This is a genomic window from Micromonospora sp. NPDC005710 (assembly GCF_040630995.1).
Taxonomy (GTDB): domain Bacteria; phylum Actinomycetota; class Actinomycetes; order Mycobacteriales; family Micromonosporaceae; genus Micromonospora.
Genome location: NZ_JBEXYP010000006.1, coordinates 109928 through 123295 on the forward strand (window position 1 = coordinate 109928; position 13368 = coordinate 123295).

Annotated in this window: 13 protein-coding genes; 5 read left to right on the top strand and 8 right to left on the bottom strand. The window is 71.6% G+C overall.

The window, feature by feature from the left end; genetic code table 11:
• Nucleotides 1-329: 329 nt before the first annotated feature.
• The 3 genes from ABZ406_RS10455 to ABZ406_RS10465 all read right to left on the bottom strand — a co-directional run bounded on the left by ABZ406_RS10455 (nucleotide 330) and on the right by ABZ406_RS10465 (nucleotide 2203).
• Entirely contained in the window at nucleotides 330-752 is a 423-nt protein-coding gene (locus ABZ406_RS10455; RefSeq protein WP_357758462.1) for a preprotein translocase subunit TatB, read from the bottom strand.
• 76 nt (nucleotides 753-828) lie between these two features.
• Nucleotides 829-1962, bottom strand: a complete 1134-nt coding sequence (locus ABZ406_RS10460; protein ID WP_357758465.1) for a trypsin-like peptidase domain-containing protein — start codon at nucleotides 1960-1962, stop codon at nucleotides 829-831.
• A 25-nt stretch (nucleotides 1963-1987) separates the two neighbouring features.
• Nucleotides 1988-2203 carry a hypothetical protein gene (locus ABZ406_RS10465; protein ID WP_357758468.1) on the bottom strand — a complete coding sequence of 72 codons (216 nt, stop codon included), beginning with the start codon at nucleotides 2201-2203 and terminating at the stop codon, nucleotides 1988-1990.
• 382 nt (nucleotides 2204-2585) lie between these two features.
• Here ABZ406_RS10465 and ABZ406_RS10470 point away from each other — a divergent pair, with 382 nt between their 5' ends.
• Nucleotides 2586-3236 (top strand): O-methyltransferase, encoded by a 651-nt coding sequence (locus tag ABZ406_RS10470; protein WP_357758998.1) that lies wholly within the window; start codon nucleotides 2586-2588, stop codon nucleotides 3234-3236.
• 8 nt (nucleotides 3237-3244) lie between these two features.
• Here the strand turns inward: ABZ406_RS10470 and ABZ406_RS10475 are convergent, their stop codons facing one another.
• Nucleotides 3245-4720 (bottom strand): leucyl aminopeptidase family protein, encoded by a 1476-nt coding sequence (locus tag ABZ406_RS10475; protein ID WP_357758470.1) that lies wholly within the window; start codon nucleotides 4718-4720, stop codon nucleotides 3245-3247.
• 146 nt (nucleotides 4721-4866) lie between these two features.
• Nucleotides 4867-5034 (bottom strand): DUF3117 domain-containing protein, encoded by a 168-nt coding sequence (locus ABZ406_RS10480; RefSeq protein WP_007455245.1) that lies wholly within the window; start codon nucleotides 5032-5034, stop codon nucleotides 4867-4869.
• 190 nt (nucleotides 5035-5224) lie between these two features.
• On the opposite strand from ABZ406_RS10480, the gene ABZ406_RS10485 reads away from it, so the two are divergent.
• The 4 genes from ABZ406_RS10485 to ABZ406_RS10500 are packed head-to-tail and all read left to right on the top strand — an operon-like array spanning nucleotide 5225 to nucleotide 9453.
• Nucleotides 5225-6043, top strand: coding sequence for a PaaX family transcriptional regulator C-terminal domain-containing protein (locus ABZ406_RS10485; protein WP_357758473.1), 819 nt, complete (start codon nucleotides 5225-5227; stop codon nucleotides 6041-6043).
• A gap of 4 nt (nucleotides 6044-6047) precedes the next feature.
• The gene (locus ABZ406_RS10490; protein WP_357758476.1) at nucleotides 6048-6839 is read left to right on the top strand and encodes an enoyl-CoA hydratase-related protein; all 792 of its coding nucleotides are present in this window, start codon (nucleotides 6048-6050) and stop codon (nucleotides 6837-6839) included.
• A 59-nt stretch (nucleotides 6840-6898) separates the two neighbouring features.
• Complete coding sequence (locus ABZ406_RS10495; RefSeq protein WP_357758478.1) at nucleotides 6899-8197, top strand: DUF1800 domain-containing protein; 1299 nt, start codon at nucleotides 6899-6901, stop codon at nucleotides 8195-8197.
• A gap of 14 nt (nucleotides 8198-8211) precedes the next feature.
• Nucleotides 8212-9453, top strand: coding sequence for a DUF1501 domain-containing protein (locus tag ABZ406_RS10500; protein ID WP_357758481.1), 1242 nt, complete (start codon nucleotides 8212-8214; stop codon nucleotides 9451-9453).
• A 118-nt stretch (nucleotides 9454-9571) separates the two neighbouring features.
• Here ABZ406_RS10500 and ABZ406_RS10505 read toward each other — a convergent pair whose 3' ends face one another.
• From ABZ406_RS10505 to ABZ406_RS10515, 3 genes are read right to left on the bottom strand one after another with little or no spacing between them, the layout of a single operon-like run.
• On the bottom strand, nucleotides 9572-10801 hold the full coding sequence (locus tag ABZ406_RS10505) for a cellulose binding domain-containing protein (RefSeq protein WP_357758484.1): 1230 nt from the start codon (nucleotides 10799-10801) through the stop codon (nucleotides 9572-9574).
• 35 nt (nucleotides 10802-10836) lie between these two features.
• Entirely contained in the window at nucleotides 10837-12282 is a 1446-nt protein-coding gene (locus tag ABZ406_RS10510) for a cellulose binding domain-containing protein (protein ID WP_357758487.1), read from the bottom strand.
• On the bottom strand, nucleotides 12279-13343 hold the full coding sequence (locus ABZ406_RS10515) for a pectinesterase family protein (protein ID WP_357758490.1): 1065 nt from the start codon (nucleotides 13341-13343) through the stop codon (nucleotides 12279-12281). Before ABZ406_RS10515 ends, ABZ406_RS10510 begins: the two co-directional genes overlap by 4 nt.
• Nucleotides 13344-13368 lie beyond the last annotated feature (25 nt).

Sequence of the window (13368 nt, forward strand, 5' to 3'; positions counted from 1 at the left end):
GGCGGGGCCTCGCCGGACCCGGCGGTGTCGGTCGCGCGGATGGCCCAGCCACGCCGGCATGACCTGGCGGCATGGCGACGGCCGGCGTTGGCTTGCAGTGCTTATGCCAACGGGGCGTGGGTCCGGCCGGTGCCGGCCGGCACTGCCGGCATGGTCAACTCGGGTTTCAGGAAATCGGGTCTTCAACCGGCGTGGGATACCGCGCCTTCCGGGAACCCGAGTTGAGCAGACCAGGTGCGAGGCCCAGGACAGGTGCCGGGCCCCGGACCGGGACAATCCGGACGGGTCCGGGCGGCGCGGGGGCCAGCCGGTCAGGGGGTACGGGTCGGTCAGGTGGCGTCGTCGTAGCTGGCCCGGGGGGCCGGGGCCGAGGGAGTGCTGGTGGCAGTGCCGGGCCGGGTCCCGTTCGACCGCAGGTCGGCGGCGTTGGCCACGTCCTTCAGGTCGTTGTGCACGCCGCTGACGTCCGCTCGCAGGTTGTCGTAGACACCCTGCAACGGCTTGCGGATCGCCGCCTCGTCCTCCTCGCTGAGGAGGTGCTTGCGGATGAACGCCTTCGGGTGCAGGTCTTCCAGCTGAATGTCGGTGCCCAGCTCGCGGCTCAGGTCGCCGGTGGCGTTGCGGGCCATGTTGCGCAGGTTGCGCACCAGCCGCAGGCCGTCGGTGATCACGGCGGGGAGCCGGTCGCCGAAGATCAGCAGCGCCAGGAGCAGCAGCGCACCGATCTCCCACCAGTTCAGGTTGTCGAGCATCCCGCGGGCCTCCTCTCGGCGTCAGCAGCAAGACTACGCACGCCGGACGGCTTTCGGGCAAGGGGTGCGCCGCTGTTCACTTTGCGTCCGCAGCGAGAGTTACCGACGTGTTCTGCCGCGCGGAACCCCGCCGGTACTCCACGGTCACGACCGAGCCCGGCGCGTACTTGCGGACCAAGGCGGTGAGGTCCGTCGGCTCGGTCATCGGCCGTCCATTGATCTTGAGGATCACGTCGCCGACCTTCAAGCCGGCGCCGTCCGCGGGGCCGGACGGCTCCACCTCGGCCAGCCGCAGGCCACCGCCGGCAACCCCGGTCTGGTCGTCCGGCCGGGCGCCGATCACCGTACGCCGGGCCTTGCCGGTGCCGATGATGTCCTGGGTCACCCGCTTGGCCTGGTTGATCGGGATGGCGAAGGCGAGCCCGATGTTGCCCGCCTCCTGCCCCTCGGCGACGAGGGACTTGATCGTCGAGTTCACCCCGACCACCCGGCCGGCGCCGTCGACGAGGGGGCCGCCCGAGTTGCCGTGGTTGACCGCCGCGTCGGTCTGGATGGCGGCGTAGTAGCGCACGGGGCCGCCCGGCTCGCCGGCCTGCATGGTCCGGTCCAGAGCGCTCACGATGCCCGCGGTGACCGTGTTGGCGAGCGACAACGGCGAGCCGACGGCGAGCACGGGATCGCCGACCGCAAGCGCGTCGGAGTCGCCGAACTCCACCGGCCGCAGCCCGGGACGGCTCACCTTGATCACCGCGATGTCCGACTCCGCGTCCTGCCCGACGATCGTCGCGGGCGCGGTGCTGCCGTCGTTGAAGACCACCGAGGCCTTGCCGGTGCCGCCGGCCATCACGTGGTCGTTGGTGATGACGTGGCCGTCGGCGGTGGCGATGAACCCGGAGCCCTCGCTGGTCCCGCCGAGGCTGCTCACCCGCACGGTGACGACGCTGGGCAGGATCCGCTCGGCGACCCCGGCCAACGACTCCGGTTTGCGCTGCGCCAGCGCCGGCACCTCAGCGGGCGCACCACCGAGGACCGCCGCCGCACCAGCGCCGCCGCGCACCGCGAACGCGTAGCCCAGCGCACCGCCGAGGGTGCCGGCCAGCAGCGCGGTGATCACGGGGATGAGCAACAGGTGCCGCAGTGTGGGCCGACCCGGCGCGTCGGGGTCGGTGACCGGCTCGGGCTCGGTGCCGGGGGCCACCACCCCGGGCACCACCACGGCGGTGGGTGCCGCCGGGTCACGCCAGGGGTCGGCGAGCGCGTCCGACCACCAGGGCGACGCCTCGGCCGGGTTGGACCCACCCGCAGCCGGTGCCGGCCAGCCCGGTGCCGCACCACCGGAAGGCGCCGGCCAACCGCCAGCCGGTGCCCCGGAAGGTGCCGGCCAACCCGGTGCCGGTGCCCCGGAAGGCGGCGGCCAACCCGGTGCCGGTCCGCCCGAAGGCGGCGGCCAACCCGGTGCCGGTGCGCCGCCTGGCGGGGCGAGGGGCGGCCGGTCAGCCCCCGGCATGGTCGGCGGCCCCACCGACGGGGCTCCTGCCCCGGGCGGTTGCGCCGGAGCCGGAGTCTCACCGCCCCGGCGCCAGTCCCAGCCGTCGGTCACGTCGGTGCCTCCCAGTCCGTCCCCGGATCCCGCGCCGCGTCGCCCGGCCACGGGCCGGTCTGGTCGCGGCTGACGGGATACCGCCTCCAGGATTGCACGGATGGACGCGGCACAGTCAGCGGTTGCCCCGGCGATCGCTTCCGGCGGAGGCGCGGCTGCGCCCCACGACGGTCGCCTCTACGCTCACAGTGCCAACCCGCCCCCGCACCACGCACCGCCCCCGGAGGTGCCCCATCGCCACGGTCGCCGGTTCCGGCAGTTCGACGTCACAGGCCCAGCACTTCGCCGAGTCGTACGTCACCGAGGATCTCGTTCTTCGTACCGCCCGCAGTCTGGCCCGGGAGGTGGGTCTCGACGCGGTCACCGCTGGCGCGGGGGCGGCGCTGCGGCTGCTGGCCGCCGCCGGCAACGCCCGTGCGGTGGTGGAGATCGGCACCGGCACCGGGGTGAGCGGCGTCTGGTTGCTGCGCGGCATGCGCGCCGACGGCGTGCTCACCACCATCGACGTCGAAGTGGAGCACCAACGGATCGCCCGGCGGATCTTCGCCGAGGCGGGCTTCGCGGCCGGCCGTACCCGGATCATCACCGGTCGGGCGCTCGACGTGCTGCCCCGGCTCGCCGACGGCGCGTACGACCTGGTCTTCGTGGACGCGGAGGCGACCGGCTTCCATGCCTGTGTGGAGGCGGCGCTGCGGCTGTTGCGCCCGGGGGGCGTGCTGGCGCTCAACGGTGTGCTGGCCGGCGGCCGGATCGGCGACCCGTCCGCCCGGGACGCGGAGACGGTGACGGTCCGCGAGACGATCAAGGCGCTCCGGGAGTCGGAGCACTGGATCCCCGCGCTGCTTCCGGTCGGCCACGGAGTGCTCGCCGCGGTGAAGTGCTGACCCAGGCCCTAGTTGACGTCTGCGAGCCAGCGCAGCAACGACCGGACGCCCCAGCCGGTGGCGCCGCGGCTGACCTCGGCCTGGTCGCCGTCGGCCCAGGACGGGGCGGACATGTCCAGGTGCAGCCAGCGGTCCCGTAGTTCGCCGGTGAACTCGCGCAGGTAGAGCGCGGCCAGCACCGAGCCGGCGCCCTGCGTGGGTGCGCTGTAGAGGTCGGCGATCTCGCTGCCCAGGTACTCGACGTAGTCGGTGTGCAGCGGCATCCGCCACGCCGACTCGCCGGCCGCCTCGGCCGCGGCGAGCACACCGGCGGCCAGGTCGTCGTTGTCGCTGTACAGGGCGGCGGTGCGCTTCCCCAGCGCCACCGAGTTCGCGCCGGTGAGCGTGGCCAGGTCGAGCAGCAGGTCCGGCTTGAGCTGCTGCGCCGCGTACGCCAGCGCGTCGGCGAGGACCAGACGGCCCTCGGCGTCGGAGTTGGTGGTCTCGCTCGTCGTGCCGCCGTAGTGCCGGATGACGTCGCCGGGGCGGAACGCCGAGCCGCTGACCATGTTCTCGGCGAGGGGGGCCAATGTGGTGATCCGGATCGGCAGCCGCAGCGCGGCGGCGCCCAGTGTGGCGGCGACGACGGCGGCCGCGCCGGCCATGTCCTTGCGCATCAGCTTCATCGACGCCACCGGCTTGATCGAGATGCCGCCGGTGTCGAAGGTGATGCCCTTGCCGATCAGCACCACGTGGGTGCGCGCGTCGACGGGGTGCCAGTCCAGTTCGACGAGCCGGGGCCCGCTGGCGGAGCCGCCGCCCACGGCGAGGATGCCGCCGAAGCCCTCGGTGGTGAGTTCGGCCGGGCCACGGACCCGCAGCCGCAGGTCCGGAAGGTCGGCTGCGGCGCTGGCCACCTGGTCGGCGAACCATTGCGGGGTCTTCACCGAGGACGGGGTGTTGGTCAGATCCCGGGCGAGATGGGTCATCGCGGCAGTGGTGCGGGCCGTGGCGACGGTGTCCTCGTACCCGGTCGGGTCGGCGAGCAGCAGGTCGACGCTCGTGAGCGCCGGTCGGTCGCCGGCCTCGGTGAGCCGGAAGCGGTAGGGGGCGAGCAGCAGCCCCTCGGTCAACCCGCGCACTGCGGCCAGGGTCACCTCGGCCGGCAGCGCGATGGTGATATGAGTCTCAGCTGCGGCGGAGCGGGCCACTGTCGCGCCGGCCGTCCGCCAGGCCGCCTCGTCGCCGTCGCCGACGCCGAGGAGCAGCAGCCGGCCGGGGGTACGCGCGGGACGCAGTTGGGTGTGGATCTCACCGGCTCGGCCGGTCAGTCGGGCCGCTGATGCCAGCGCAGCCGCCTCGTCGGCCGTCCCGTCCGGGGCCGCCACGGCTGTCGACACGGGTTCGGCCGCGGTGTCACCTTCCGCCGTCGGATCGGCGGGACGGACGGGCAGGACGAGGACGTCGAGCCGGTCGGGCTCGGCGATCAGACGGATGGCGAGCACGCGGAACCGAACCTCCAGGAATGAGTCGCGGACCGGCAGCGAACTGCCTACCCGCAGCAGTGAAGACCCTGAGCCACCGGCGATCCCGGTGGCTCAGGGTCTGAAGAACGTTCCGGGCGGCTCACGCCGCCCGGAGCACTCCTTACTCAGCCGGCCGCTGCCTTCAGTGCGTCACCGAGCGCGTTGGCCTCGTCGGGAGTCATCTCGACGACGAGCCGGCCACCGCCCTCCAGCGGGACCCGCATGACGATGCCCCGCCCCTCCTTGGTGACTTCCAGCGGACCGTCGCCCGTCCGCGGCTTCATCGCCGCCATGTTGTCTCCCCTCAGACCTACACCAGGGTCGGTGGGTTGCCCCACAGCCACTTCGTCACGACCACCCGCAATGGTCACGGGGGTGTCAACAAACGATTTTCCCTGATGAACACCGCCGGACCCAAACCGGAGCAGCATTGATGTAACAGCATCTAGCTTATCTTGAGAAGGCCTGTCACAATGTGCGGTCATGCAGGCACGGTCGGCACTCTTCGACCTGTACGGCGACCACCTCCGTCCGAGGGGTGGCCGGGCACCGGTCGCTGCCCTGGTCAAGCTGCTGGCGCCGCTGGGAATCGCACCGCCAGCAGTTCGCACCGCCGTCTCCCGGATGGTGCGCCAGGGCTGGCTCGAGCCCCTCCGGTTGGTCTCCGGACCGGGATATTCGATCACACCGAAAGCCGCCCGACGACTCGACGAGGCAGCGGCCCGGATCTACCGGACCGGCCGGGTCACCTGGGACGGCCGGTTCGATCTGCTGGTGCTGGAGGCCCCCGGCTCCCGACGGGACCGCCAGCGGCTCGCCGCCAACCTGAGCTTCCTCGGCTACGGGACGCTCGACGAGCAGACCTGGGTCGCCACCCGCCCCGCCGAGGACGTCGACCTGCTCCTCGCCGAGACGGGCATCCGGTTCGAGCGGTTCACCGCCGCGCACTTCTCCGGCACACCCGGCGCGATGGGCGTGGTCCGACGGGCCTGGGACCTGGCCGAGATCGGCCGCGCCTACGAGCGGTTCGTCGCCGAGCAGCGCCCGCTACTCGCCGCGGTCACGGTGCGCAGCAGCGACGAGGAGGCGTACGCCACGCGGTTCCGCCTCGTGCACGCGTGGCGTACGTTCCTCTTCCAGGATCCGCAGCTGCCCCCGGCGCTGCTGCCCGAGCGGTGGCCCGGCACCGCCGCGGCCAGTTTCTTCGACCGGCACGCGGCCCGCCTGCGTCCGGCCGCCGACCGGTACGTCGAACAGTGCCTCGACGCCGGCAACCGCATCGTCCGACAGAAGGGTCGTTAGACACGTGACCGAGCCGCTGCTCGTCGACCGGACCGACGCTGTCGTCACCCTCACGTTGAACCGGCCGAACGCGATGAACGCGCTCGACGTGGCGCTCAAGGAGGCGCTGCGGGACGCCCTGGCGGAGCTGGAGACCGACAGGTCCTGCCGCGCCGTCGTCCTGGCCGGGGCCGGCGGGTCGTTCAGCGCCGGTCAGGACCTGCGCGAGCACGTGGCGACCCTGGAGAACTCCTCCAGTGACCCGTTGGGCACCGTGCGGGCGCACTACAACCCGATCGCCGCCCGGCTCGCCAACCTGCCCAAGCCGGTGATCGCCGCGGTCCGGGGAATGGCCGCCGGGGCGGGTGCCTCGCTCGCGTTCCTGGCCGACATCCGCGTCGGCGGTCCGACCACCAGTTTCCTGATGGCCTTCGCCAAGATCGGGCTCGCCGCCGACACCGGCGCCTCCTGGACGTTGCCCCGACTGGTCGGCCACGCCAAGGCGGTGGAGCTGCTGTTGCTCGCCGAGCCGGTCCGCGCCGAGGAGGCCTGCCGGTTGGGCCTGCTCAACCGGTTGACCGACGACGACGAGCAGGTGTTGCCGGTCGCCCAGGAGTTGGCCGCCCGCCTCGCCGCCGGTCCGACGGTCGCGTACGGAGCGATCAAGCGGCAACTCTCCATCGCCGACGCCGGCACCCTCGCCGACGCTCTCTCCGCCGAGGCGCAGGCCCAGTCGATCTGCGGTGCCACCGCCGACCACCGGGCGGCCACGTCGGCCTTCGTCGCGAAGCAGAAACCGGTCTTCGAGGGACGCTGAACGCGATCCGGACGCCGCCCTTACCGTCCTCGAACACGTGCCGCCTAACGTCGGCCGGTATGAGTGATCGTGAAGCGGTGGCGCACCTGCTGCGCCGGGCCACCTTCGGGCCGACCGCGGACGAGGTGGACGCGGCCGAGCGGGCCGGGCCGGCGGCGACAATGGACCGGCTTCTCACCCCGCCCGCCACGGACCGGGGTGCGGCGGCCACACCGATCCCCACGCTGCCCGCCGACCCGTACGCCGCGCTGACCAAGGATTCCACCCGGGAGCAGCGGCAAAAGGCCAGCGCGGAGCGCCGCAAGCAACTCCAGCAGGTCACCGAGTGGTGGCTGGACCGGATGGTGGCCGCCGAGGACGGGCTGACCGAGAAGTTGCTCTTCTTCTGGCACGGGCACTGGGCTACCAGCGCGCAGAAGGTCAAGTCGGCGCGGCTGATGGTGGGCCAGTTGGAGACGCTGCGCCGGCACGGTCGTGGGGCGCTGGGCCCACTCGTCGGCGCGATGGTGCGCGACCCCGCCCTGATCGTCTGGCTGGACGGGCAGAAGAACACCCGCAAGGCACCGAACGAGAATCTGGCCCGGGAACTGATGGAGCTGTTCACCCTCGGCATCGGCGCATACGGCGAGGCCGACGTGAAAGCCGGCGCGCGGGCCCTGACCGGCTGGGTGGTCGACCGGCGGACCGGTGCGGCCAGCTTCGAGGCCCGCCGGCACGACCCCGGCGAGAAGAGCATCCTCGGGCAGAGCGGCCGGTTCGACGCCGAGGCGTACGCCGGTCTGCTGGCCGCCCAGCCGGCGGCGGCGACGTTCGTGGCCGGGCGGCTCTGGTTCCGCTACGCCGGCACCGACACCCCGGCACCTGACGGCCTGGCCGGCGCGGACACCATCGCGACACTCCGTGCGCTCCTCTCCGCGCCGGCCTTCGCGCAGACCCGGGGCACGCTCGTGAAACAGCCGGTGGAGTGGCTGGTCGGTGCCCTGCGGCAGCTCGGCATCCGACCGTCCGCGTTGCCCGAGCAGCAACGTCGGCAACTGCTGGCCGGTCTGAACGCGCTGGACCAGGTGCCGTTACGCCCGCCGAGCGTGGGCGGTTGGCCGGCCGGGGTGGCCTGGCTGACCACGTCGTCGTTGCAGGCCCGGCTGCGGACGGCCGGTGTGCTCGCCGCCGCGACGGCACCAGCGGTGCTGGCCCGGCTGACCGCCGCGCCCACCGCCGGCCGACCGGACGCGCTGGCCCGACTGCTCGTGGTCGACGGCTGGGGGGCACGCACCCGCGCCGCCCTCACCCCGCTGGCCGGTGAGCCCCGCAAGCTGCTGGCCGCCGGCCTGGTCAGCCCCGAATACACAGTCAGCTGAGCGGAGGAGTCGACATGGACACGGTGACCCGACGCAGGTTCCTGCTGACCAGTGGGGTGGTCGGCGCGGGTGCGCTGGCCGCCGGGGCCGGCGCGTATGGCCTGCGGGACCTGCTGGACACCGCCGGAGACCGCGACCCGCAGTCCCGCACGCTGGTGCTTGTCACCCTCTACGGGGGCAATGACGGGCTCAACACGGTCATCCCGTACGGCGACCCGGCCTACCGGGCCGCCCGCCCGGAGCTGGCGTACCCGGACGGGGAGGTGCGGCGCTTGGACGACGACTTCGGTCTCAACCCGGCGCTTGCCGGCCTGCACCAGCGCTGGTCCAGCGGTGGGCTGGCGATCGTGCGTGGAGTCGGCTACCCGAAGCCGGACCGCAGCCACTTCCGGTCGATGGACATCTGGCACACCGCGCAACCGGATCGGCCGGGCACCACCGGCTGGCTCGGGCGCTGGCTGGACCGGGCCGGTGGCGACCCCCGGTTGGCGGTCTCCTTCGAACCGGCGCTGCCGCCGCTGCTGGCCGGGGCGCGCAGCGCCGGTGCGGCAGTGCCGGTGACGGACCGGAAGGCCGCCAAGGGACTGCCGGCGGAGACGCTGACCGCGTTTGCCGCCGCCGAGTCGGGCGAGTCGGCGGCCCGGGGTCGCGCCGCCGCCTGCTTCGCCGACCTACGGTCGGTCGACGAGATGATCCGCCAGGTACGCGACTCCGCCGACCCGGACACGGCGGAGCCGGACGGCGAGCAGGCCCCCGCGACGGCCACCGGTGGGGCGCGCACCCCGCTCGACGCGCAGCTCGACCTCGTCGCGCAGTGCGTCGAGGCGGGAGTGTCCACCCGGGCCTTCTCGGTGTCGCTCGGCGGCTTCGACACGCACGCCGACGAGAAGCAGTTGCAGGCGGTGCTGCTGGGTCAGCTGGACCGGGCGTTGACCGCGTTCACCGACCGGATGAGCCGCACCGAGGCGGGCCGGAAGGTGGTGGTGGCGGTCTACTCCGAGTTCGGCCGTCGAGTACGGGCCAACGCCTCGGACGGCACCGACCACGGCACCGCCTCGGACGTGCTGCTGCTCGGCGAGGGCGTCCGGGGTGGCTGGCACGGCGCACCACCGAGCCTCACCGACCTCGACGACGGCGACCTGAAATACACCACCGACTTCCGGGACGTCTACGCCACGCTGCTGGAGCGGGTGCTGGACACCGACCCGGGCCCGGTCCTCGCCGACTGGCGGGGGCGCGTGGACAAGCTGTTCTAGGGCCTGTGTCGAAGTCCTCGGTCGAGCCGAGGCGGAGTCCGGGCGGCGGTCCGGACGGGCACGTTGCCCGCCCGGGCCGCTCAGCATCCGGTCGTACACGCCGCCGGAGGGACGGCTGTCACTTCAGGTAGGCGGCGAGCGGGATGCTCTGCGCCCTGAGGGCGGTGGCGATCAGGCCGGCGATCTGTCTGGCGCCGGCGGCCTCGAAGTGGGTGTGGTCGTTGCAGAAGAACGCACCGACCGCGCCCGTCGAGTAGTTACCGTCGTTCGGGCACAACCTGAGCGTGTTGTAGAGCGCCACGCTCTTCGCGTGCAGGTCGATGACTGGTACGCCGTTCGCGGCGGCCGCAGTCGTCGTCTCGGCGACGAAACCGCGATTGCCGACGGCGGTGCTGCCGCTACAGGTGATTGCCGCGACCGGGGTGACGAAGATCGGCTTCACGCCTCTGGCCTTGGCAGCCGTCGCCATGACGCTGAGCAGGTCCTTGAAGCGGTTGGTGCCAACGTGTCGTGGGCAGGCCGAGTCACCGTCGTTGATGCCGAACTGGATGATCAGATAGTCACCGGTCTTGAAGCCGCTGTTGGTGTTCAGCATCGCCGACCACCGGGCGCTGTAGGCAGTCGAGCTGAGCGTGCACTCGCCGGCCGAGTTCTTGGTGGAGGTCACATTGCCCTCGTACAGCCACGTCTGGATGCTGCGACCGCCGACGGCACTGTTCTGCACTGTGACGTCCGACGTGACGTAGGACGCGAACTGGCTGCCCCAGCCGATGGGACAGGAACTGGCATTCATCATCGTGGAGTCGCCGGCCATCCACACCCTGATCGGGGCGGGTGCCGGCGACGTGGAAGGGGTCGGCGTCGGCGTGCTCGGGTCGGGGCAGGGCGTTGACGTCGGCGTCGGCGTCGGCGTCTGTGCGGTGGGGGTCGCTGCCGGTGGGCCGGCACAGGTGGTGCCGTTGAACGAGAACGACGACGGCACCGGGTTGCTGCCGCTCCACGAGCCGGTGAAGCCGAAGCTGACCGATGCGCCAGAGCCGACGGCACCGTTGTAGCTCACGTTGGTGGCGGTCACCGCCGTGCCGGTGACCGTGACGGCGGCGTTCCACGCCTGCGTCACGCCCTGCCCGGGGGCGAGGCTCCAACCCACGGCCCAGTTGGTCACCGCGTCACCGAGGTTCGTGACGACGACATCGGCTCCGAACCCGCCGGTCCACTGGCTGGTGACCCGGTACTCGACACCGCAGGCCGGAGTGGCGGCCTGGGCGGTGGCGATGCCGAGCCCACTGGCCGCGACGGTCAGGACCGTTGCCGCCAGGACCACGAGACGCGATCGGCGAAGCTTCATCGGGCTACTCCTACCTTGGTCGGAGACGCTCGCCATCACGTGACGAGGGCGCACGGGGAGCCGTTGAGGGCGAAACCGGTCGCTGCGTCGAGCGGGCTGTCGGTGACAAACCCGAAGCTTGTCGAACCGGCGGCCGGAATGACCGCGTTCCAGGGGGCGTTCGCCGCCGTGGCCGCAGCGCCGGTCTGGGTGACTGTCGAGTTCCAGGACTGCGTGATGCGCTGGCTGCCTGGCAGGGACCAGGTCAGTGACCAACCGTCGACCGGGACGGTGGAGGTGTTGCCGATTGTCACGTCGAACTGGGCACCCGTACCCCAGTCGCCGGTCTTGCGGTAGGTGACCGCGCAGGCCCCGGCCGCAGGAGTGGTCGGCGCAGTCGTGGGGGCCGGGGTCGTGGTCAGTCGTGCGCTGAGGACCGGGGCCAACCTGTCGGTGATGGCCTGGTGGCCCGCGTCGTTCGGGTGCACCGAGTCGCTCAGACCGCTGGACGGCAACCAGCCGGTGGTGTCCACGTAGAACACGTCGGCGTCACCCGCGGCGTTGCGTGCCCGCACCGCCGCCTCGGTCTCCGCCGCATAACGACCGATGAACGTCCGCATGGCGAAGAGCTTCGCGTTCGGAAATCTGGCGCGAATCCTCGCGAGGAACGTGGTGTACGTCGCCTGGAAGGCTGCGGCGCTCACGCCGTGGCTCTTGTCATTGGTCCCCAGGTTGATCACCACACCGTCGGCCGTGTAGCGGGAGAAGTCCCACTGGTCGGTGCCGGCCTGGCCACCGGACGACATCCAGTAGCGTGTCGTCTGGGCCCAGCATCCATCGGTCGTCTCAGCCAGACACATGCCACCGATCGCGATCTGGGTGTGGTCGTAGCCGAGCGTCTCACCGACCTTGAAGCCGTAGTCCGTCACGGCAAGCTGACTGCTCGTGGCGCCTGCGGTGATCGAGTCACCGATGAACTCGACAAGCTTGGGGCGGGCCGGCGGCATGAACGTGCGCGCGCCCGACTCCAGGATCAGCCCCTGGAAGACCGCGTCACCGGTGTAGGAGCCGGCCACCTGCCGGTAGCTGACGATCAACGTGTGGTTGCCGGCCGCCAGCGCGGTCGGCGTCAGGTTGATCGTGCCGGAGCCGGTGAATGATGTGAACGCCCTACCGTCGATGCTGGCCCACAGCTGGATGGTGTTGCGCTGCCTGAGCTTCACCGTCCTGCCGGTGAACCCGACCCGCACGTACGCACCGGCCCAGTAGGGCACGTAGGCCGAGGCGTTCGTCTTGTTCCACCGGCCCACGAAGCTGATGTTCGAGTCGGCCGGTGTGCCGTCACCGACCGCGGCTTCGGCGCTGAGGACCGGCAGACCTGCGGCGAGCACCCCGGCGGCCACCGCGATGAGGGCCGCGGTACGCGCCTTTGCCAATGCGTTCAGAAGGGTGTGCGCGCGCACGAGACGGTGACCGTCGTCGAGGGAACGGATCTTCGTCATCGGATGGGGTTCCAGCCGTCGTTACCCGCCAGGTAGGCGGTGGGGGTGTACTGGGTGGCGGTGGAGGCGCTCATCTGGGGCCGGTTGGCGTTGATGACCGCGCCGGCCCCGGTGCTGCCGTACTCAGCGAAGCGGGCGGTCTTCCACGAGAAGCCGGACATGTCGGTCCAGGGGTCGGTGCGGACATGCGCGCCCATCGCGGCGCCCCGGTAGAGGACCTGACCACGGGCGTTGACGTCGCCGCTGGGGTGCCAGGGCCGGCCCAGATAGACGGTCCTTGCGGGAGCGTTGCTGGTCAGCGTGGTGCCCCAGAACAGGAAGCCGAACTTGTTGTTGATGTCGGTGGCCGCAGCGGTGATGTAGCCGTTGTTCGACGACGAGCCCCGGGTGAGCGAGTGCACGGTGCCGTTCTGGAAGACCATCGTGCCCCGCCCGAAGATGAAGTCGACGTCACCCTCTACGTAGGAGTTACGGACGTAGAGGCGTCGGACCGAACTGACGCTCGGTGCGTTGACCAGCAGGGTGTCCTGGTTGCCGAGGACTCGGACGTTGTCGAACTGCACCCGGTCGCCGGAGGTGTTGACGGCGACGGCCTGCTCGGCGTCGAGGGTGTTGGCGGCTTCGTTGAAGTCGTTCGACATGGTCAGATTTCTGATCGTGGTGTCGTTGGCGTTGACGAAGACCGAGGCACTGCCGGACGTGCCGTACGTACCGCCACCGGGCTTGGTGTGGCCGGCCGCGCGCCCTTCGACGATCACCACCTGGGCGGCGGAGCCGCCGGCGCCGGCCAACGTGAGGTAGGGCTTGTTGGCGGGGATGGTGACGACGCCGCGGTAGGTGCCGGGTTTGATGGTGATGGTGACCGGAACGCCGTTGTTCGCCGCGACACTGTCGATCGCCGCCTGCACGGTCGTGTAGTCGCCGCTGCCGTCGGCGGCCACGGTGATGGTCGCGGAGGCGGACGCGGCAGAAGCCATCGAGACTGTGGCGGCGAGAGCGCACACCGTCACCACCGTCGCCGCGAGCGAGTGCACCCGAAGAGTCCTGCCGGATGTGGCCATCAGCGTTCTCCGATCCCACCGGGCC

Bases quoted from the DNA above. Each gene is read 5' to 3' on its own strand.
- ABZ406_RS10485 (WP_357758473.1), top strand. From the start codon at position 5,225: ATGCAGGCACGGTCGGCACTCTTCGACCTGTACGGCGACCACCTCCGT.
- ABZ406_RS10480 (WP_007455245.1), bottom strand. From the start codon at position 5,034: ATGGCGGCGATGAAGCCGCGGACGGGCGACGGTCCGCTGGAAGTCACC.
- ABZ406_RS10455 (WP_357758462.1), bottom strand. From the start codon at position 752: ATGCTCGACAACCTGAACTGGTGGGAGATCGGTGCGCTGCTGCTCCTG.
- ABZ406_RS10495 (WP_357758478.1), top strand. From the start codon at position 6,899: ATGAGTGATCGTGAAGCGGTGGCGCACCTGCTGCGCCGGGCCACCTTC.
- ABZ406_RS10515 (WP_357758490.1), bottom strand. From the start codon at position 13,343: ATGGCCACATCCGGCAGGACTCTTCGGGTGCACTCGCTCGCGGCGACG.
- ABZ406_RS10510 (WP_357758487.1), bottom strand. From the start codon at position 12,282: ATGACGAAGATCCGTTCCCTCGACGACGGTCACCGTCTCGTGCGCGCG.
- ABZ406_RS10505 (WP_357758484.1), bottom strand. From the start codon at position 10,801: ATGAAGCTTCGCCGATCGCGTCTCGTGGTCCTGGCGGCAACGGTCCTG.
- ABZ406_RS10500 (WP_357758481.1), top strand. From the start codon at position 8,212: ATGGACACGGTGACCCGACGCAGGTTCCTGCTGACCAGTGGGGTGGTC.